13 protein-coding genes are annotated in these 19,639 nt (G+C 59.2%); 4 read left to right on the top strand and 9 right to left on the bottom strand.

Going from position 1 to position 19,639, the window contains the following annotated elements; genetic code table 11:
* The 5 genes from tal to nrdD all read right to left on the bottom strand — a co-directional run.
* Positions 1 to 1,023, bottom strand: a 1,023-nt coding sequence (tal, locus tag ACRQFC_RS08235; protein ID WP_435734665.1) for a transaldolase, incomplete at its 3' end; no start/stop codon positions are given.
* A gap of 36 nt (positions 1,024 to 1,059) precedes the next feature.
* Complete coding sequence (locus tag ACRQFC_RS08240; protein WP_126135389.1) at positions 1,060 to 1,470, bottom strand: OsmC family protein; 411 nt, start codon at positions 1,468 to 1,470, stop codon at positions 1,060 to 1,062.
* Between the two features lie 36 nt (positions 1,471 to 1,506).
* A complete protein-coding gene (locus ACRQFC_RS08245; RefSeq protein ID WP_284897297.1) occupies positions 1,507 to 2,778 on the bottom strand; it encodes an OFA family MFS transporter in 1,272 nt (423 codons plus the stop codon).
* 1 nt (position 2,779) lies between these two features.
* Positions 2,780 to 3,409: an anaerobic ribonucleoside-triphosphate reductase activating protein gene (nrdG, locus tag ACRQFC_RS08250; RefSeq protein WP_016441683.1), complete on the bottom strand. Its 630-nt coding sequence runs from the start codon at positions 3,407 to 3,409 to the stop codon at positions 2,780 to 2,782.
* A gap of 99 nt (positions 3,410 to 3,508) precedes the next feature.
* A complete protein-coding gene (gene nrdD, locus ACRQFC_RS08255) occupies positions 3,509 to 5,668 on the bottom strand; it encodes an anaerobic ribonucleoside-triphosphate reductase (RefSeq protein ID WP_016441684.1) in 2,160 nt (719 codons plus the stop codon).
* 542 nt (positions 5,669 to 6,210) lie between these two features.
* Between nrdD and ACRQFC_RS08260 the strand changes: the two genes are divergently transcribed.
* Together ACRQFC_RS08260 and ACRQFC_RS08265 are read left to right on the top strand one after the other, a co-directional pair.
* The gene (locus ACRQFC_RS08260) at positions 6,211 to 8,709 is read left to right on the top strand and encodes a carbon starvation CstA family protein (protein ID WP_435734666.1); all 2,499 of its coding nucleotides are present in this window, start codon (positions 6,211 to 6,213) and stop codon (positions 8,707 to 8,709) included.
* 12 nt (positions 8,710 to 8,721) lie between these two features.
* Complete coding sequence (locus ACRQFC_RS08265; protein WP_016441686.1) at positions 8,722 to 8,919, top strand: YbdD/YjiX family protein; 198 nt, start codon at positions 8,722 to 8,724, stop codon at positions 8,917 to 8,919.
* Between the two features lie 198 nt (positions 8,920 to 9,117).
* Here ACRQFC_RS08265 and ACRQFC_RS08270 read toward each other — a convergent pair whose 3' ends face one another.
* On the bottom strand, positions 9,118 to 9,486 hold the full coding sequence (locus tag ACRQFC_RS08270; RefSeq protein ID WP_231366633.1) for a hypothetical protein: 369 nt from the start codon (positions 9,484 to 9,486) through the stop codon (positions 9,118 to 9,120).
* 437 nt (positions 9,487 to 9,923) lie between these two features.
* On the opposite strand from ACRQFC_RS08270, the gene ACRQFC_RS08275 reads away from it, so the two are divergent.
* Entirely contained in the window at positions 9,924 to 12,527 is a 2,604-nt protein-coding gene (locus ACRQFC_RS08275; RefSeq protein ID WP_016441688.1) for a sodium-translocating pyrophosphatase, read from the top strand.
* Positions 12,524 to 13,597, top strand: coding sequence for a glycosyltransferase family protein (locus ACRQFC_RS08280; RefSeq protein WP_284897291.1), 1,074 nt, complete (start codon positions 12,524 to 12,526; stop codon positions 13,595 to 13,597). The genes ACRQFC_RS08275 and ACRQFC_RS08280 overlap by 4 nt, the downstream gene beginning before the upstream one ends.
* Before the next feature lie 62 nt (positions 13,598 to 13,659).
* Here ACRQFC_RS08280 and ACRQFC_RS08285 read toward each other — a convergent pair whose 3' ends face one another.
* From ACRQFC_RS08285 to ACRQFC_RS08295, 3 genes are all read right to left on the bottom strand, one after another.
* The gene (locus ACRQFC_RS08285) at positions 13,660 to 14,376 is read right to left on the bottom strand and encodes a YczE/YyaS/YitT family protein (protein WP_284897289.1); all 717 of its coding nucleotides are present in this window, start codon (positions 14,374 to 14,376) and stop codon (positions 13,660 to 13,662) included.
* 255 nt (positions 14,377 to 14,631) lie between these two features.
* Positions 14,632 to 17,115, bottom strand: a complete 2,484-nt coding sequence (locus ACRQFC_RS08290; RefSeq protein WP_284897288.1) for a DEAD/DEAH box helicase family protein — start codon at positions 17,113 to 17,115, stop codon at positions 14,632 to 14,634.
* A gap of 175 nt (positions 17,116 to 17,290) precedes the next feature.
* A partial coding sequence (locus ACRQFC_RS08295) for a hypothetical protein (protein ID WP_435734667.1) occupies positions 17,291 to 19,639 on the bottom strand: 2,349 nt, incomplete at its 5' end.

Below are 19,639 nucleotides of genomic sequence, written 5' to 3' on the forward strand. Positions count from 1 at the left end.
GCGCTCGAGCTGGGCGGCAACGTCGCCCATATCCACGCCCACCGCGGCGAGTTCCTCGAAGACCCGGTGTGCCTGCCCGTAGTTTTCACGCACGGTATCCCCGGTGATGTCCGCGTGATCCGCGGTGGCCTCCAGGGTTTTCTCCGGCATGGTATTGACGGTTGCGGGAGCCACCAGCTCGGTAACGTAGAGGGTATCCGGGTAATTCGGGTTCTTCACCCCGGTGGATGCCCACAGCGGGCGCTGGGCATGCGCGTGGTCCGCGGCCAGCACGGTGAAACGTTCGGACGCGAATTTCTTCTCGAAGATTTCGTAGACCAGGCGGGCATTGGCTACCCCGGCCTTGCCGCGTAGTGCCAGGGCTTCCTCGGTACCGATCTTCTCCAGGCGGGCATCCACTTCAGTATCCACGCGGGAAACGAAAAGCGAAGCCACCGAGTGAATATCGCTGAGGGCATGCCCGGAACGCTGGGCCTTTTCCAGGCCGGCGAGGTAGGCATCCACGACCTCGCCGTAGCGCGCCAGGGAGAAAATCAGGGTGACGTTCACGGAGATCCCGTGCCCGATCACTTCGGTAATAGCGGGCAGGCCTTCCTTCGTGGCCGGGATTTTGATCATGGCATTCGGGCGGTTCACCCGGTCCCACAGCTGGCGGGCCTGGGCCACGGTAGCCGAGGTATCGTGTGCTAATTCCGGGGAAACTTCGATGGAAACACGCCCGTCTTCCCCGCCTGTTTCCTCAAAGATAGGGCGGAAAATATCGCAGGCGTCCTGCACGTCCTTGATAATGATGTCGAAAATGGCCTCGTCGCCATCCTTGCCGGCCGCCGCGGTGGCGGCCACCTGCTCGGTATAGCTTTCCCCGTTGCGCAGGGCCGCGGCGAAAATTGTGGGATTCGTGGTCACGCCCCGCACTGTATGTGTATCGATGAGGGAAGCGAGATTCCCGGAGGCAATACGCTCGCGGGATAGATCATCCAGCCAGATACTCACTCCGGCGGCGCTCAAGCTAGCGGTACTCATGCTTGCTGTCCTTTCTCAGTGGTACCCGAAGGCATCCTAGTTACCCGCAGCGTTGCGGATTTCCAGGTTGTGCGGGGCGGGGTGGTCGAGAGTGCGGCCCACCGTGCACGCCCGCTCAATGGCGCGGTCCACCCGCCCCAGTAGCGCGGCGCGTGCCTCTTCTGGCATATCGGCAAATTCCACCTCGAGGGCGGTATGGAAAGCGGTGAAGCGGTTTTCCTCGCGGTTCGCATCCGCACTCACCGTGAACGTGGCGTGATAATCCTCCCCGAGCGCCTGCTCAAAACGGGAATCCGCGCTGAGGGCCTGGCACCCGGCCACCGCCAGCTGCATGAGTTCCCCGGGGGTAAATTGTTCGGGGCCTTTCCCGATTTCCACGCTGGCACCGCGATCATTAACGGCGGTGAAATGAAGATGCCCGATACGCCGGGCAGAGAGCTGAGCCATAGCTACCTCCTTGTTTCTTTCACTTTACGGGAAAGCTCAGCGCTGTGGTGAGCGCGCTTTCCACCAGCGGAAAAGTCCGGCCAAGAAAAGACCGACCGCTGCCAGTACGCAAGCTCCCCAGAGCGCGGGCGTGAAGGAGCCCCCGTGCGCACCGGCACTTGCCGCGGCCCAGCGTGGGGCGACGACGGCGGCCAGTGAGAAACCGAGGAACATGAGGCCGTAGTTGGTTCCGTTATGGCGCGGCCCGAAGCTTTGCATGGTCAGCGGCGCGAAGAGACTCATGGTGCCCCCGAAAGCCAGGGCCACGAGGATGGCTCCGGTGAGGAAGAGCGCCGTCGCCCCGCGCCCGGATAGCGCAAGAAGCGCGAGCCCACCGGCCGCGCAACCGAGCACCGCCACCAGGCACAGCGGGATGCCGATACGGTCGGAAAGCCAGCCCCAGGCCAGCCGCCCGGCCGCGTTCGCGACCGCGAAAAGCGAGACGGTGAGAGCCGCGGTTGCGGCGTCGAACCCAATACTGGTGGCAAGCGGCGCCATATTGGCGTTCACCATGATGCCACCGAACGCGGCCGTAACGAAAATAGCGAGGATGAGCCAGAACGTGGGAGTGGCGAGCATCTGGCGCGGGCTGAGGCTCGCGCGCGGCCCGGCGGCTGCGCCGGTGCCCGCCGGGCGGGGCAAATAGGCCCCGTATTCTTCCCGGAAGGGACGCACCAGGAAGATAACCGCAGCGGCGTTAATGACCGTGAAAGCGATTCCGAGAATCACGAGGGCGCTGCGCACGCCGTATCCGGCGATGAGGTGCTGGCCGGCCGGGGCGATGATCATGGGGCCGATTCCCATCCCCGCGGTGATCAGCCCGGCCACCATACCGCGCCGGTCGGGGAAGAAACGCATGGTATTCGTGAGCGCGGCCGAGTAGAAGAGGCCCTGGCCGCCGCCGGTGACCAGCCCGTAGCTGAGCACGAAAAGCGAGAGGGAAGGTGCCAGGCCGGCCAGGATATGCCCCAGCCCGAAGCAGATACCGCCCACCGCCATCATCTGGGCCGCGTAGCCGCGCCGCAGCAGCGTACCCGAAGCGATCATAATGAAGGGCACCACCAGGGAGGCGAGCCCGAAGGCCAACATAATATCCGGGGGTGCCCAGCCGCGGCTGGCGGCGAGCGGGCGCACAAAAATAGAGAAGGCGGTGAGCGCCCCGGTGGTCATAATGGCGAGAAGTGTTCCGATAAGAACGCGGCTGCGGCGCGGCATCGTTGCCGGCGGCCGGGCGGCAGGTTCCTGAGCGGCGGGGTGAGTACTGGTCACGTTAGTCGTAATCTCCATTTTTCCAGAGCCGCACCGGGGCTTCGCACCCGGCTTGCATAGCGGCAAATGTTTCGGGTACGTCGATAATGCGCTGATTCTTCGAGCCGCGGAAGGTCAGGTCCCGAATGAACTGGGATTGGATAAAGGGCCCGTCCACCAGCACGTCCACGTGAGAAAGAAGTTCGCGTTTATCTTCGGTTTCTTCCAGGAGCTGCTCGAAGGTGTATCCACTCCAGCTCCAAATTGTTTTGGTATTCCCGAAGCGCTCGCGGAAACGCCGCGCCAAAGGCAGGAGAACCGGGGTATTGAGGAAAGGTTCCCCGCCCACGAAGGACACCCCGGCCACGTAGCTTTTCGCGCAGTCCGCGAGGATGCGTTCTTCGAGTTCTTCGGTATAGGGGGTGCCGTAGCGGAAACTCTGGGCCGCCACGTTATAGCAGCCCGGGCATTTGAAGGGGCACCCGGATACGTAAATTGCGCAGCGTACCCCTTCCCCGTCCACCATGACAAAGGGCTTGTAATCGGCAACGTAGCTGCGGGACAGGCGCCGCCCATCCCAGGCGCCCGGGCGCTTGGGCTGGTGCACCCCCGGAGCATCCGGCGGGGTGGTGAGCAGGCGCAATTCTCGCATTCTTCCTTACCTTTTCACAGTCCCTGAGTCGCAATACTCCCCGCGCCCGGCACATTCGCCGAGTGCGGGGAGCCTTGCGATAGTGCGCCCGCGAGGAGCTTAGGCGCAGGGACCGTCCATGTGCTTGACACGGGAAATGATTTCCTCGTGCCGGCCGTGCACCATGGGGCGCTTGACCGGGTTGCCGAGGTACCCGCAGGTCCGCTTGACGACGTCGCAACGGTCGGGATCATCATTGCCGCAGTTCGGGCACTTGAAGCCTTCCGCCGTGGGATCGAATTCCCCGCTGAAGCCACATTCGTAGCACTTATCAATCGGGGTATTGGTACCCAGGTAGGCCACCTTATCGTAAGCGTAATCCCATACCGCTTCCAGAGCCGCGGTGTTGTGGGTCAGCTTGGGGTACTCGCAATAGTGGATGAAGCCACCCTTGGTGTACTCCGCGTAGGGCGCTTCGAAGTCGATCTTCTCGAAGGGAGTGATCTTCTTGCGCACATCGTAATGGAAGGAATTTGTGTAGTAATCCTTCGCGGTGATATCCGGAACCGCACCGAAACGCTCGCGGTCCATGGAGCAGAAACGGTTGGTCAGGGACTCGGCCGGGGTGGAGTAAACGGAGAACCAGTAGGGGTACTCCTTCTTCCACTGGTCAGCGTACGCGCTCAGGCGGCGCACGATATCCAGCGTGAATTCCTTTGCTTCGGCATTGTGCTCCCACTCGGGGCCGTAGAACGCGGTAGCCGCTTCGTACAGGCCGATGTAGCCAATGGACAGCGTGGAACGCTGGTTGTGGAAGAACTTGGTCACATCCTCATCGCCCTCTTCCGCGCGGATACCCAGGGCACCGTAGCGGTAGAGAATGGGGGCGTTTTCCGGAGTGGCATCCTCGCAGCGCTGGGCGCGGTAGACCAGAGCTTCCTTAACCACCTGCATGCGCTCATCAAAGATCTTCCAGAAACGCTGCTTATCCCCGCGCGCCTGCAGTGCAATACGCGGCACGTTGAGAGTGACCACGCCCAGGTTATTACGCCCGGCGTTCACGGCCTCACCGGTTTCCGGATCCACCCACTTGGGCAGGAAGGAACGGCAGCCCATCGGAGCCTTGTAATCACCTTCCAGTTCGGTGAGGCGATCATAAGAGAGGACATCCGGATACATGCGCTTCGTGGAGCATTCCAGCGCGAGCTGCTTGACGTCGTAATTAGGATCCTCGGGATTGAGGTTAACTCCGCGGCGCAGCCCGAAAACCAGCTTCGGGAAGATCGCGGTGTGGCCATCGGCCCCGATGCCCTTAATGCGAATGGTGAGGATTGCCTTCTGGATTTCGCGTTCGAAACGGTTGGTACCCAAGCCGAAACCAAGGGTGACGAAAGGAGTCTGCCCGTTCGAGGAGTAGAGAGTATTGATCTCATACTCCAGGGACTGCATGGCATCGTAGATGTCTTTCTTCGTCTTTTCCCAGCAGTACTCATCGCGCTTATCTTCAGCGACCCAGCGCTGCGCATCCTTGAGGTGCTTGGCGTAATTGAGTTCCGCGTAGGGGGCAAGCACCTCATCGCAGCGATCCACCGAGCAGCCACCGTACTGGCTGGAGGCCACATTCGCGATGATTTGGGCGATCTGCGCGGTTGCGGTGTTAATGGAACGCGGGGATTCCACCCGGGCGTTGCCGATCTGGAAACCATCGCGCAGCATGCCTTCAATATCGATGAGGCAGCAATTGGTCATGGGCTGGAAGGGGTTGTAATCCAGATCGTGGAAGTGGATATCGCCCTTAATATGAGCATTGGCCACCGCCGGGGGCAGCAGGTACTTGAGAGCGTATGCCTTGGCCACCGCACCCGCGGTCAAATCACGCTGGGTGTTAAATACAGTGGAGTCCTTGTTCGCGTTCTCATTGACCACGGTCTTATCGCGCTGCATGAGCTTATCCAGGGAACGCGAAATATCCATGGCCTGTTCGCGCGCGGTATCGCGATCGTGGCGGTATTCGATATAGGCACGCGCCACCTGCGGGTAGCGGGAGGCCATGAGCACGTTTTCCACTTCCGTTTGAATGGTGGGAACGTCAAGCTTCTCAGCATCAAGATGATCGATCACCGTACGGGTGGCTTCTTCAACGAATGCGTAATCGTCAATGCCCTGGCTGTTCATTGCCAGCGCGATTGCGCGGTAGATCTTACCGGCGTCAAAGCTAACCGACCGACCGTCACGCTTGGTAACAGCTACCCCCGTGGTCGTTGAGGTATCAATCAACATCTTGTGCCTCCGTAAAAATCGAACACTACATATAGTAGTCGTCCGGAATGACACCGGTGTGCTTTGTAGGCCACACGGGCGCGTTTTTTGCGCCGCGGGCATCCCCACCACCCCCGTAAAGGGCGACGTCGCGCCACTCTCAGCTCCACCCCGCCCATTTTATGATGTGTGACACATTTTCACAGGGCCGCGTTTCGCGGCATACATACACTCTCACCACTACCCCTAGGGGCATCGGCCGCCCGCCACCCCTACATCTTGCGATTGGGGAGAAAACGGCTCGAGGGAGCCATTTACGCCGCAAACCAACCCGCGGGCAGCTGGCGGCGTCGTCGCACTTCATCGCGGCAAGCCACAATTTAGGTGGTCTAGCTCACAAACGGGCCGGTAACGCCAACGTAAGTTAACGCAACACTGTTGCACCCGTTTATTATTGGAGGTGGTGGCGTACGCCACCCGGGTACTCAACCGAGAATCCGCTCGAGATGCCAGCGCTGCCGTCCACGCGGACAGCGCCGGCCCATATAAATGGAGTTTCAGCTATGAGTGCACCAGCTGACACTGCTCTTCCTCAGTATTCCGAGGAAGAGGAAAAATATATTATCCGGAACCGCCATGGTGTTCCGGTCGGAACAAAACCGCATACGAAGTGGACGCTGCCGCGCATCGCGGTGTGGGTCCTCGTCACAGCCCTCGGTGTTGCGGGCTGGTACATGCTCGCCTTCTATCGCGGTGAACAAGTTAATACCGCGTGGTTCGTGGTGACGTCGGTCTGCACCTACATGATCGCCTACCGCTTCTACGCGCTCTTTATTCAAAAAACCATTATGAAGCCCGACGATTCCAACGCGACGCCGGCCGAACGCATCAATAACGGACGCGACTTCGACCCGACGAACCGCGTGGTCCTCTACGGGCATCACTTCGCCGCTATCGCCGGTGCCGGCCCGCTGGTGGGCCCGGTACTGGCCGCCCAGATGGGCTACCTGCCCGGCACCCTGTGGATTATCTTCGGGGTGTGCGTGGCCGGTGCCGTCCAGGACATGCTTGTCCTCTTCTTCTCTATGCGTCGTGGCGGGCGCAGCCTCGGCCAGATGGCCGTGGACGAAATCGGGAAGGTCGGCGGGGCCGTGGCCGCGGTCATGATCCTCGTCATGCTCATGATCGTGCTGGCCGTGCTCGCCATGATCTGCGTGAACGCGCTGGCCGATTCGCCGTGGGGCGTTTTCGCCGTCGGTATGACCATCCCCATTGCGCTGTGTATGGGCCTGTGGCTGCGTTTCGTGCAGCCCGGCAATATCACGATGGTGTCTATTGTTGGGTTCATTGCGCTGCTCGGTGCGATTATCGGGGGCCGCTACGTGGCGGAATCCGATTTCGGCCAGGCTTTCCTGCACCTATCCCCCACCACCCTCGTGTGGTGCATGATTGTGTACGGTTTCTTCGCGGCGGTGCTGCCGGTATGGCTGCTCCTCACCCCGCGTGACTACCTGTCCACCTTCATGAAGGTCGGCACCATTGTGGTGCTGGCGTTGGGCATCCTCATCGTGCGCCCGCTGGTGGAAATGCCGGCCGTCACCGAATTCGCCTCGAATACGGACGGGCCGGTGTTCGCCGGGGAACTCTTCCCCTTCCTCTTTATTACCATCGCCTGCGGGGCGCTCTCCGGGATGCACGCAACGGTGTCCTCAGGTACTTCCCCGAAGATGATCCAGAAGGAATCCCAGGTGCGCATGATCGGCTACGGCGGCATGCTCATGGAATCCTTCGTGGCAATTATGGCGCTGGCTGCGGCCTCCTCCCTCAATATGGGTATCTACTTCGGTATGAATACCTCCGAGCACACCACCGATAAGCTGGCGGGCACGGCCATCGTGCAGATGACCGATAACCGCGCCGAACTTTCGGCTGCCGCGGTGCAAAACCTCGCGGTCACCGATACCCACGGCAATTCGGTGGAAGCCCGGTGGGAATCCTGGGATGAGAACGGAAATGAGAAAACCTACGTGGGAGCGGAGGCCTTCGACAAGGTCGCCGAGGACGTTGGGGAAACCTCCATCACCTCGCGTACCGGTGGTGCGCCCACCCTCGCGGTAGCTATCGCCCATATTCTGCACCAGGTAGGTGGCGGCCAGGCCATGATGGGCTTCTGGTACCACTTCGCGATTATGTTCGAGGCGCTCTTCATCCTCTCCGCGGTGGACGCTGTGACCCGCGTGGCCCGCTTCCAGCTGGGCGACGCCCTGGGCAATGTGCTGCCCAAGTTCAAGGATCCCTCCTGGCGAGTGGGCGCGTGGATTACCACGGCCGTGGTGGTGGCGGCCTGGGGTTCGCTGCTGCTCATGGGCGTGACCGACCCGCGCGGTGGTATCCAAACCCTCTACCCGCTCTTCGGCGTAGCCAACCAGCTCATCGCCGCCCTGGCGCTTATTTTGTGCACCGTGGTGGTGGTCAATAAGGGCTGGGCGAAATGGGCTTGGATCCCGGGCATTGCCGCAACCTTCGACCTGGTGGTCACCTTCGCGGCGTCCTGGCAGAAGATTTTCTCCACCGACGCCGCCATCGGGTACTTCACCCAGAACACCAACGCGAAGGCGGCCCTCGCCAAGGCGCAGGCCGCCGGCGATACCGAAGCCATCGGTATCCAGTCCGCGATTGTGCGTAACACCTTCATCCAGGGATGGCTCTCCGTGATCTTCCTGGCCACGGTGGCCTTCGTGCTGGTTTGCGCGATGATCAAGATCATCCGGGTGATTGCCGCGAAGAAGTACGTCACTTCCGAGGATCCCTACCGGGAGTCCAACTTCTACGCACCCACCCAGCTCTTCCCGACCAAGTTGGAGAAGAAGGTGGTGGCGGAATACGCCGTCGTGGGCGACCCGGCGTTGATTCCCGGTTTCGATCACCGTAAGGGCGCGGCACCGCACGGTGCGGGTGCTGGTTCTGGCGATGGTTCTGGCGATGGTTCTGGTACGACGGCGCCCGCAGCCAAGGCGGGCTCTGCCAGCGACGCGGATTCTTCCGAGTCCGCCCAGCACTAGGAGATCAGGTCCATGTTTATTACCCAGCTTCGCGCCTTCGCGGCACATGCTCGCAGCCTGTGGCGGGACTTCACCGGCGAATCGGCCTACGACAAATACGTAGCCCGGCATGCCCGTGAACACCCCGATCATCCGCCGCTTGCCGAACGTGATTTCTGGCGTCAGCGCGCAGCCTTCGACGAGGAGAATGTCTCCACCGGCTGCTGCTAAGCGCTGGGCGCTGGGCGCTGAACAGGTGCCGGGCGCTGAGCTGGCATGAGGCGCCGGGCTGGAAACTGGCCAATAACACCGCTCCCCGAACCTCGGACTTCGGTCCGCCGTTCGGGGAGCGGTGCTTTGTCCCACTTCCATGTGCCCCACTTCCCGCTCCGCACAAAATGCAACAGCAAATACATTAAGTTTTCCAAATCATGCACTGGGGTTGCTTTCTGCGGCACCTACCGCCATAGCGTTGCTTTCTGCGGCACCTACCGCCATAGCGTTGCTTTCTGTGGGCCCCGCCGTCATGACGTTGCTTTCTGCGGCACCTACCGCCATAGCGTTGCTTTCTGTGGGCCCCGCCGTCATAGCGTTGCTTTCCACAAGACCTACGGTCGAGAGGATGCATTTTCCGGTCTCCGAGAGGGCACCCGCGGCGATCACGAACAAAGTGGTACTGGAGCTACAACCAATACCCGATTTTCTGTCGTGCAGTACCACTCTGTCAGGCCCGACGTTCTCCAGTACCACTACGCCAACCAAACCCATCTGCAACACCGGTATACCGATATGACTCACCCCATCCCCAGCCAATCCACATACGCAGTCCGCCTCGCGCGCCCGCAGAGCCGGAGCTCCGCAGCGGCGGGGCGGGGTGTTTTTCCTGAGGTGTACTTCAAACGTACGACAAATGAAGTACAGCTCTGAAAACACGTAGTGCCTCGCCGGTTCAGAAAGCGCGATCTAGTCCGCCCGGTTCAGAGCGCTCGGTCTGGCCCGCCCGGCTCAGAGTGCCTGTCCGGACACCCCGAAAGACCCCGCACCGAAAGCCCCCGCACCGAAAGACCCACCCACCGTGGGACCTCGGGCCTAGACGCGGCGACGACCGGCCTCTCGCGGCGAAAGTGGCGCACACTTGTGTGGCGTCGTCGTACCTGGTCCCTATTACTGATCGCCCGGCCGACCTAGGATGAAAGAGAGGCAAAGGAGCCTCATCATTTTATGTCGAGGTAATTATGGGACGTTGTTTTTCTGTATCCACACACAAGAACACCTCGCGTCCACGCCGGCTGCTCCCCCTGCTCGGGGCGCTCGCGCTGGCTCCCGTTGCCCTAGGTTCGTGCGCCGCATCCGCGAGCGCGCCCGCCGGTGCGGCAACTGTGCACGGAGGTGAAGCAAATATCGTACTGCCTGACCTGTCGGGCGTGAGCGCGGTGGGCGGGGTTTCCGGCCGGCTGCTCCTCCTCATCGGGGTGGGGGTATGCGTGCTGGGACTGTGCTTCGGGCTCATCACGTATATGAATCTGCGTAAGCTTCCGGTGCATCGGGCCATGGCCGAGGTCGCGGACCTGATTTACGAAACCTGCAAGGCCTACCTGGTCAAGCAGGGGCGATTCCTGCTGGTGCTCTGGGCCTTCATCACCGCGGTGATCGTGGTCTACTACAAGTTCCTCGTGGGCTTCACGTGGGGCAAGCTCGCGATTGTGGTGGCGTTCTCGCTGCTGGGTATGGGCGGGTCCTACGCGGTGGCGTGGTTCGGGATTCGCGTGAACACCCTGGCCAATGCGCGCACGGCTTTCGCTTCGCTGCGCGGGCGCCCGCTGCCGCTGCACCAGGTGCCGCTGCGTTCGGGGATGTCCATCGGGATGGTGCTCATTTCCCTGGAACTGCTGATGATGCTCGTCATTTTGCTGTTCCTGCCCGCGGATGTGGCCGGGGCGTGCTTTATTGGCTTCGCCATCGGGGAATCCCTGGGGGCGTCGGCCCTGCGCATCGCCGGTGGTATTTTCACGAAGATTGCCGATATTGGCTCCGACCTCATGAAAATCGTGTTCAAAATTGATGAGGACGACCCGCGGAACCCGGGTGTTATCGCCGATTGCGTGGGTGATAATGCCGGGGATTCGGTGGGCCCCTCCGCGGACGGCTTCGAAACGTACGGGGTGACCGGGGTGGCGCTGGTGACCTTTATTGTGCTGGCCGTTCATGATCCGGCGCTGCAAGCCACCCTGCTGGTGTGGGTGTTCACGGTGCGGGTGGCGATGATTATCGCCTCGGCCTTGGCCTACGGGCTCAATGCGCGCCTGGCCGCGACCCGCTACGCGCAGGCCACCACCCTCAATTTCGAAAAACCGCTGAGTTCACTCGTGTGGCTCACCTCGATTTTCTGCATTGCTTGCGTGTACGGGATCTCCTGGCTCGTTTTGGGTGGGCACGACGGCGCACTGTGGCTCGCGCTCGCCACGATCGTCACCTGCGGGACTCTCGCGGGGGCGCTCATCCCGGAGCTGGTCAAGGTCTTCACCTCCACGACCTCGCGGCACGTGCGTGAAGTGGTGAAAAGTTCGCGCCAGGGCGGGGCTTCCCTCAATATTCTCTCCGGCGTGGTGGCCGGGAATTTCTCCGCTTTCTGGCTGGGTATCACCATTGTGGGGCTCATGGCCGGGGCATTCGTGATCGCGGATGCCACCCTGCGCGAGTTCATGCTAGCGCCGGCGGTTTTCGCTTTCGGTCTGGTGGCTTTCGGTTTCCTGGGCATGGGACCGGTGACGATCGCGGTGGATTCCTACGGGCCGGTGACCGATAACGCCCAGTCGGTTTACGAGCTCTCCCGCATTGAGGCCCTTCCTGATATCGACGCCGACATTCGCTCCGGTTTCGGTTTCGCGCCGCAGTGGGATCGCGCCAAGCTCATGTTGGAGGAGAACGACGGCGCCGGCAATACTTTCAAGGCAACCGCCAAGCCGGTGCTCATCGGTACCGCGGTGGTGGGTGCCACCACGATGATTTTCTCCATTATTATCGGGCTGACCGGCGGGCTGACCGCCGGGATCGAGATGCTGTCGCTCATGCACGCCCCGTTCCTGCTGGGGATTATCAGCGGGGGTGCGGTGATCTTCTGGTTCTCCGGGGCGTCGATGCAGGCGGTGACCACGGGGGCCTACCGGGCGGTGGAGTTCATCAAGGATTCCATCCACCTGGATAAGAATGCGGAGCGGGCTTCCCATGATGACTCGCGGCGCGTCGTCGAAATTTGTACCCAGTACGCGCAGCAGGGAATGCTCACGATTTTCCTGGCGGTTTTCTTCGCCACGCTGTCCTTCGCCTTTATCGAGCCGTACTTCTTCATCGGCTACCTCATTTCCATCGCTATTTTCGGCCTCTACCAGGCTATTTACATGGCGAATGCGGGCGGGGCCTGGGATAACGCGAAGAAGATCGTGGAGGTGGATTTGCACGCGAAGGGCACCGCGCTCCACGATGCCACCATCGTGGGTGATACCGTGGGCGATCCGTTCAAGGACACCTCCTCGGTGGCCCTCAACCCGATTATTAAGTTCACCACCCTCTTCGGCCTGCTCGCCGTGGAGCTGGCCGTGAGCCTCAATGCCCAGAATCTCACCGCGGTGGTCACCGGCCTGGCGGTGTGCTTCGGGGCCCTCGCGCTCGTCTTTATTTACCGCTCCTTCTACAGCATGCGAATCCAGGCCTCCACGGAGGATCCGCTGCTGGACGAGCCCGCATCCGCATCAGAATCTGCATCCGCATCAGAATCCGAACCCGGATCCGGATTCACCTCTGAACCCACCTCTGAACCCGAGAAGGGAGTCCTGGCATGAATATCGCCGTGCACTGGTCCGGCGCTCAGCTCAGCCCGGAAGGAAAAATAGCCGGCCAGGATGCCGGCGCCACCCTGCTGCGCCGCCTCCTGCGTATTTTCCCGGATGCGGTGGTGCTTGACCCGAGGGCAGTATCCGCGGAAGATCTCGCCCCGGATACGGTGGTCATCACCATGGATGTGCATGATACCCCGGCCCTGTGGGCGCGCCTGCGCAAGGCTGGCCGGGCAGCGGCCGGCCACGCCGCCGCGGGCCAGGCGTCCGCGGGCCAGCTCGCCCCGCGCCTCATGAATTTTGTGTGGCTGCCGGTGTCCACCCTGGCCAGCGCGGAGGAGATCGCCCCGGTGGCCCTCTCCTGCGCGCTCTTCCCCACCTTCGCCAATTCGGAGCGCACCGCCGGTGAGATTCGCGAGATGGTGAATAAGTGGACGGTGCCCCCGCTAGCCGGGCGGCTCAAGCTCGGCTGGGTGAATCTCGGTTTCCGCCTCGACCACGTGCAAGAGCGGCGCGAACCGGAGGTCCCGGTGGTGCTCTACCCCGCGATTTACCTCTCGGCGCGCAAACGCCCCGATTTCTTCATGGATGTGCTCAGCCGGGTGCGCGAGCTCATCCCGCTCACGGTGGAGATGCGTCTGCACGAAGCACACCTGGTTTCCGAGAAAGCCATGCGGTATTCGCGCCTGCCGTGGATGCACGTGGGGCCGCTGACCGATACCCGCACCTCGTATTACCAGGCCCTCGCCCACACCACGGCCTTCCTGGCCACCGCCGCGGAGGAATCCTACGGGCTCTCCTACGTGGAGGCCCTGGGTGCCGGGGCACTCGGGGTGTTCCCGGATGTGCCCTGGGCCCGCGCGCTACTGCCGGAAAACTATCCCTTCCTCTATCCGGATGGTGATATTGCGGCCGCGGCGGCCATGCTGACCCGGGTCCTCACCCGCACCGCGCAGTGTCGGGCGGATCTGGACGCGGCCTGCGGCGGGAGTTTCCGCGAGTGGATCGCCGCGCATCACTCCGATGATGCGTTCGACCGCGAGATCGTGGCCGCGGTGCAGCGCTGGTTCGGGTAGCGCTGCTTCGCGTATCACCCACGAGCACATATAACGACGGCGCCCGCGGCGCGCCCCGTGTTTTATTCCTCGGTGATAGCGGGGGCGGGGCGTGCCGTGTAGGACGCCGTCGTACCAACAAGACGGTACGCGACCGTACGGTTAAAGAAATCGACGACGACGCCAATTCCCAGCGCCATAATCGCGGTGCCAATGCCGATAACGCCGTTGCTCAAATCGAAGCGGAACAGCACGAGGGCGATGAGGACCACGATGAAATCCTGGGCCACGCGGAAGGTGCGGTAGGAGTGGCCCGGGAAGCGGCGCAGGAGTACGGGGACGATGCAGTCGGCGGCGCCCTGGCCGATGTCCGGCGTGATATAAAGCGAGAGCCCCAGCGCGAAAATCATCAGGCCGATGGCCAGGTGGGCGAGCATTCCCGGGATGGAATACGTGAAAACGTAGATGGAGTCGAGGATGCTGGTGAAGCTGGTGACGAGCACCCCGACCAGGGTGAAATTGAGGACGGTGCCCAGCCCGAGGACTTTGTGGTCGAAGGGGAAGATGAGCGCGATGAGGGCGATATTGACCACCGGGACCACCCAGGAGAAGGACAGGCCGGTGATATGGCTGACGCCCTGGAGCAGGGCGGTGAAGGGGTCCACGCCGGCGTGACCTTTGAGGGCCACCGTGATGCCGATGGCGGTGAGAATCACGCCGATGAGGCAGACCAGCGAGCGGCGCAGCAGGCTGCCCGGGCGCAAGGTCCATTCGCGGGCGCAGCACAGTGTCTCAAACATGACGAGCTACCTTCTCAATCTCAGGGAAGCCGCCGTGCCACACCGCGGCATCACCAGCGTAGTGCATGCAAGCCGGCAATTCCTGGGCCGTGGCGGAGGTCGCTTTACGAACATGAATGATTCGCAGTAACTCCGGGAACTAACAGCAATAGATTTCCGAGCTTTCTACCCTACGGTGGGCACTCTGATCCAAATACGGCCAGAATGCTCACCGTAGGGCAATAAACTCAGAATTTACAGAGCTACCAGTCGATTTCACGCGTGCCACGGGCGTGCAGTATAAGCCTCAATAAACGAATCTGCGTTGAGCTTGTAAAGCTTGAGAAGCTTACCAACATCAGAAACGTTTCGATATGCCCCATTTTCGGATAGATCTTCAGCGAACTTTTCTATGGATTTCCTGAGGTTTGTAAGGCTTTGCCGATCCATCACTCTGCACCCCTGCGGGATCGCGGCATGAGAGTCAAACTCCGCAACCGGATTCACTAGCACCGGTATTGCCTTTCGGCCTATATGGTTTTCTTCAAACCAGTCCATCGCCTGCGACAATTGCGCGGCATTCCTTTTTGGAATTGGCTTATCCGATTTGACTTCGTTCTTCGCCTCAATCACATAGTACACACCCAGCTTCACTTCCCAGAGATTGTCCGGGCCATGATCCTTTTCTTGATCGGGTTGTTGGCCATGAAAACCTATGTGTTCAGCTAGATCATTCATTGCCTTTTCGAAATCCTTGTGGTCGACCCCCCAATCGAGTTTCTTTAAAATAGAATCGAAACCTCGTGAAACGGCCTCTGCCGATGAATACTTTTGCAGGGTCTCTGCGGACTGTTCGGCCTGCTTACGAATTAGCTCTTCCGCTTCTCCAATGCAGGTTAAATTCTCAGGATAAAGAAGCTGTTTGTTGATGTCATGTGCCGATTTTTGAATCTTTTGCGCCCGTAACCTGGAAAAGAAATTGGTGTATTTAGCAAGCCGCTGCGTCTGTATTGCCTTAACCGCAGAGTTGGCTGGGAGCATATTCACAAGCTCTTGCTGATATCCAGCTGCTGTCTTGTAGTCTCGTCCGAGAGCCGCATTGAATGCGGCACGTTCGAGCTCTGCCGCACTCGAATTGACGCCGGGAGAGTATTTAACTCTCTCCAACCTATCCTTCATAAAGTCGATCCATGCAGGATCTCGATCAAGACACTGTTCGATAACATCACGAATATCATCTAAGTTAAACAGCTTTGGAGCTATATATTTTCTTCCTATATCAAGCTGTTCCCGAGTTACAGGTGAAAAGAGATGGTAGCTTTCAGGATGATTTAGACGTTCAATTAATCTCTTCCCCATAAGGAGAACTACGGCATAGTCTTCATTTGACCGTGTTGCCCTTCCCATACCCTGCTCAAGGCGTTGAATTTGAGAGCCAAGTAGCGCCTTAGAATTACCCATGTGCGCTTGCGCGAGACGTTCCGAAGCGTCAAGAGCCTCAGGAAGACCATCTACCACGAGAATACGACACACATCGCCGGGCAGATTGACACCATCATATCTATTGACCAATACCACAAGGCCTTTGCGAGAATTCTCCTCCAGTTCTTTTATCCCCGCGTCGATATTATCTTTATCAAGGACTAAAGCTGCGTCATCTTCCCACCGCTTTGCACGCTGCCAACTTGGAACAATAACGACAACATTTCGCTCTTCCGCAAGAGATACAATGAAATCCCGGATCTCTTCATCCGTCGCATTTGGGTCAATCTCTTCAGGAAGCAGGATCATTCGGTCCCCCACATCCCCTGCATCGAAAGAGAAAATTGGAGCTGAGACAGATTCAGGCTTAGCACCAAAATGCTTTATCAGAACCGAATCATCTGGGAGAGTGGCTGTAAGATACACCCTGCGCTGAGCGCAAGCGAATCCGAGTAAAGTATCCGTCGGAAAGCATGGGGGAAATATCTCAATTGCATCACCAGTAACCACAGCGGTACATATTGGAAGAACATCGGCAATAAGCGGCCAGCTCCACATCAATTCATCACTTTCTGAAATCGGATGGATGATGGATGCGACTTGCTCCTGCTTACTTTGCCATGCCCAAAACGGAATCTCCTGTATAGCATCTGCGCGTTTCGCTTTCAGGTCTAGCAGTCCATGCTGCGATTGTTTCTTTAGATCCTCCTCAAACAGCTGGAGCAGCTCCTGATACTCTTTTTCAGTGTTAATACAGAGCTTGAATACGTCACTTGCCTGAGAAACGCAAGCGTGAGCGTCATCAATAACAATACCCGCCAATTGGGTTTTGGCGGGCCTACTAGCATTACCTCCGACACCAAAAACAGAAAAACCGTTAAAGAGCTTCTGAAAGGTCTCGACGAGAACTGCATTCCCCTGTTGGTACTCCGATGAATTGATATTTTCAGCGACCTCAATGCCTAATTGTTGCGCTTCAGCCTGCACCTGGCGAATCAAAAACCTATTGGGAACGAGATACGCAACCGGTCGAATGCCCTCGTTAAGCCAGCTGCGAGCGATAAGCAACCCAACTAGAGTTTTTCCAGCGCCCGTGTTCATTTTAATTAATAAATCTCGCTCATTCCTACGGCCGTGCCACTCGGATAATACTCGCTTTTGCCCCTCCCGCAGTGTTTGAATTTTTTTGTCTAGGTCATTGAATAAATCAAATGGATCTGTGGGGGAATCGCCATAAGAGGGTAACCCCTTTCCTAAAGTAGTAAAATCTATTTTCACCTTCAGAATTCATCTTTCTACCGTAAAAATACAGTCGAGCTAGACATGTAAATACCTGTTCAAGTGAGCTAAATACTTAAACTGCGCCCATATTGAGTAAGCAAGGGGCTGGTAAGAAACCCGTCATAGATTTCCTACCAGCCCCTCACGTTAGCCATGCAGCTAGCTCAGTTGGTTATGCCTTGCGGCGCCGCGTCACGGCTAGCCCGCCAGCGAGCAGGAGCAGTGCTGCTGTTCCAGCAAGCCCCGCGCTCGTTGCACCAGTGACCTGGAGGGTCTTCTTGACCTTCTTGGTCTTCGATGCAGGCTTACCCGGATCGTTCGGGTTCAACGGGTCGGTGCCGTTCTTGATCTCGTCACCGTCATTAATACCGTCACCATCCGTATCGGCCTTATTCGGGTTAGTCGGCTTGCCACCATTCTTTACGCCCGTCACCTCATCACCATCGGTCAACCCATCACCATCAGTATCGGGGTTGAGCGGGTCAGTGTTACCGGGCTTGCCGTCCTTATTGAACTTATCGTCCTTGAACGGGTTCTTGGTGCCATTGACCTCGTCACCATCGGTGAGCCCGTCACCATCGGTGTCCGGGTTCTTCGGGTCAGTACCGATCACCTTTTCTTCACCATCGGTCAGGCCATCACCATCGGTGTCGCCCTTATTCGGGTCCGTGCCGTCCTTGATTTCGTCGCCATCATTGACGCCGTCACCATCGGTATCGGCCTTGTTCGGGTTAGTCGGCTTACCACCATTCTTCACGCCCGTCACCTCGTCACCATCAGTGAGACCATCACCATCGGTATCCGGGTTGAGCGGATCAGTATTACCAGGCTTACCGTCCTTATTGAACTTGTCATCCTGGAACGGGTTCTTGGTGCCATTCACCTCATCCCCATCCGTCAGGCCATCGCCGTCGGTATCCGGGTTCTTCGGATCGGTCTTGGTGGCCTTGGAGTCATCAACCTTCGGGGTGCCATCCTCGTTGCGAGCAGGCTTACCGTTCTCGTCGATATCCGTGCCAGCTTCCTCACCGTCAGTCAGGCCGTCACCGTCGGTATCCGGGTTCTTCGGGTCGGTGCCCAGGTCCTTTTCACGACCATCAGTCACACCATCACCGTCGGTATCCGGGTTCTTCGGATCGGTCCCGTCCTTCTTCTCGTCCCCGTCATTCACGCCGTCACCATCGGTGTCAGCGTTATTCGGGTCCGTGCCGTCCTTGATTTCGTCAGCGTCGGTTACGCCATCGCCATCAGAGTCGGCCTTGTTCGGGTTGGTCGGTTTGCCACCGTTGTTCTTGCCGGTGACTTCGTCACCGTCGTTCACCCCGTCGCCATCGGTATCCGGGTTGAGCGGGTCGGTGTTACCAGGCTTGCCGTCCTTATTGAACTTATCGTCCTTGAACGGATTCTTGGTGCCATTGACCTCGTCACCGTCGGTGATCCCGTCACCGTCGGTATCCGGATTCTTCGGATCGGTCTTGGTGGCCTTGGAGTCATCAACCTTCGGGGTGCCATCCTCATTACGAGCAGGCTTACCGTTCTCGTCGATATCCGTGCCGGCTTCGTCACCGTCGGTCAGGCCGTCACCATCGGTGTCGGAATTCTTCGGGTCGGTGCCGAGGTCCTTTTCACGACCATCAGTCACACCGTCACCGTCAGTATCCGGGTTCTTCGGGTCGGTCCCGTCCTTCTTTTCGTCACCGTCGTTCACACCGTCACCATCGGTGTCCGGATTCTTCGGGTCGGTTCCGTCCTTCTTTTCGTCACCGTCGTTCACACCGTCACCGTCGGTGTCCGGGTTGTTCGGATCGGTTCCGTCCTTCTTCTCATCCCCATCCGTCACGCCATCACCATCAGAGTCGGCCTTATTCGGATTAGTCGGATTGCCATTGTTGTGCTTACCAGTGACTTCGTCACCGTCATTCACATCATCGCCATCCGAGTCAGGGTTGAGCGGGTCAGTGTTACCAGGCTTCCCATCCGGATCAGACTTGTCATCCTGGAACGGGTTCTTGGTGCCATTGACCTCATCACCGTCATTGATACCATCCCCGTCAGTATCCGGATTCTTCGGATCAGTACCAATCTTCTTCTCGTCCCCGTCATTGATGCCATCGCCGTCGGTGTCCGGGTTATTCGGATCGGTTCCGTCCTTCTTCTCATCCCCATCCGTCACGCCATCACCATCAGAGTCGGCCTTATTCGGATTAGTCGGATTGCCATTGTTGTGCTTACCAGTAACTTCGTCACCGTCATTCACACCATCGCCATCCGAGTCAGGGTTGAGCGGATCAGTGTTACCAGGCTTCCCATTCGGATCAGACTTGTCATCCTGGAACGGGTTCTTGGTGCCATTGACCTCATCACCGTCATTGATGCCATCGCCATCGGTGTCCGGGTTATTCGGATCAGTTCCGATCTTTTCTTCCTCGGAATCGGTCAGGCCGTCCCCATCACTATCAGGATCATTAACAGTCACCTTCGACGTATCGAAGACCTTGTCACCATCCTTGATCGTGACAGT

It is taken from the genome of Actinotignum inguinis (assembly GCF_051265835.1).
GTDB lineage: Bacteria > Actinomycetota > Actinomycetes > Actinomycetales > Actinomycetaceae > Actinotignum > Actinotignum timonense.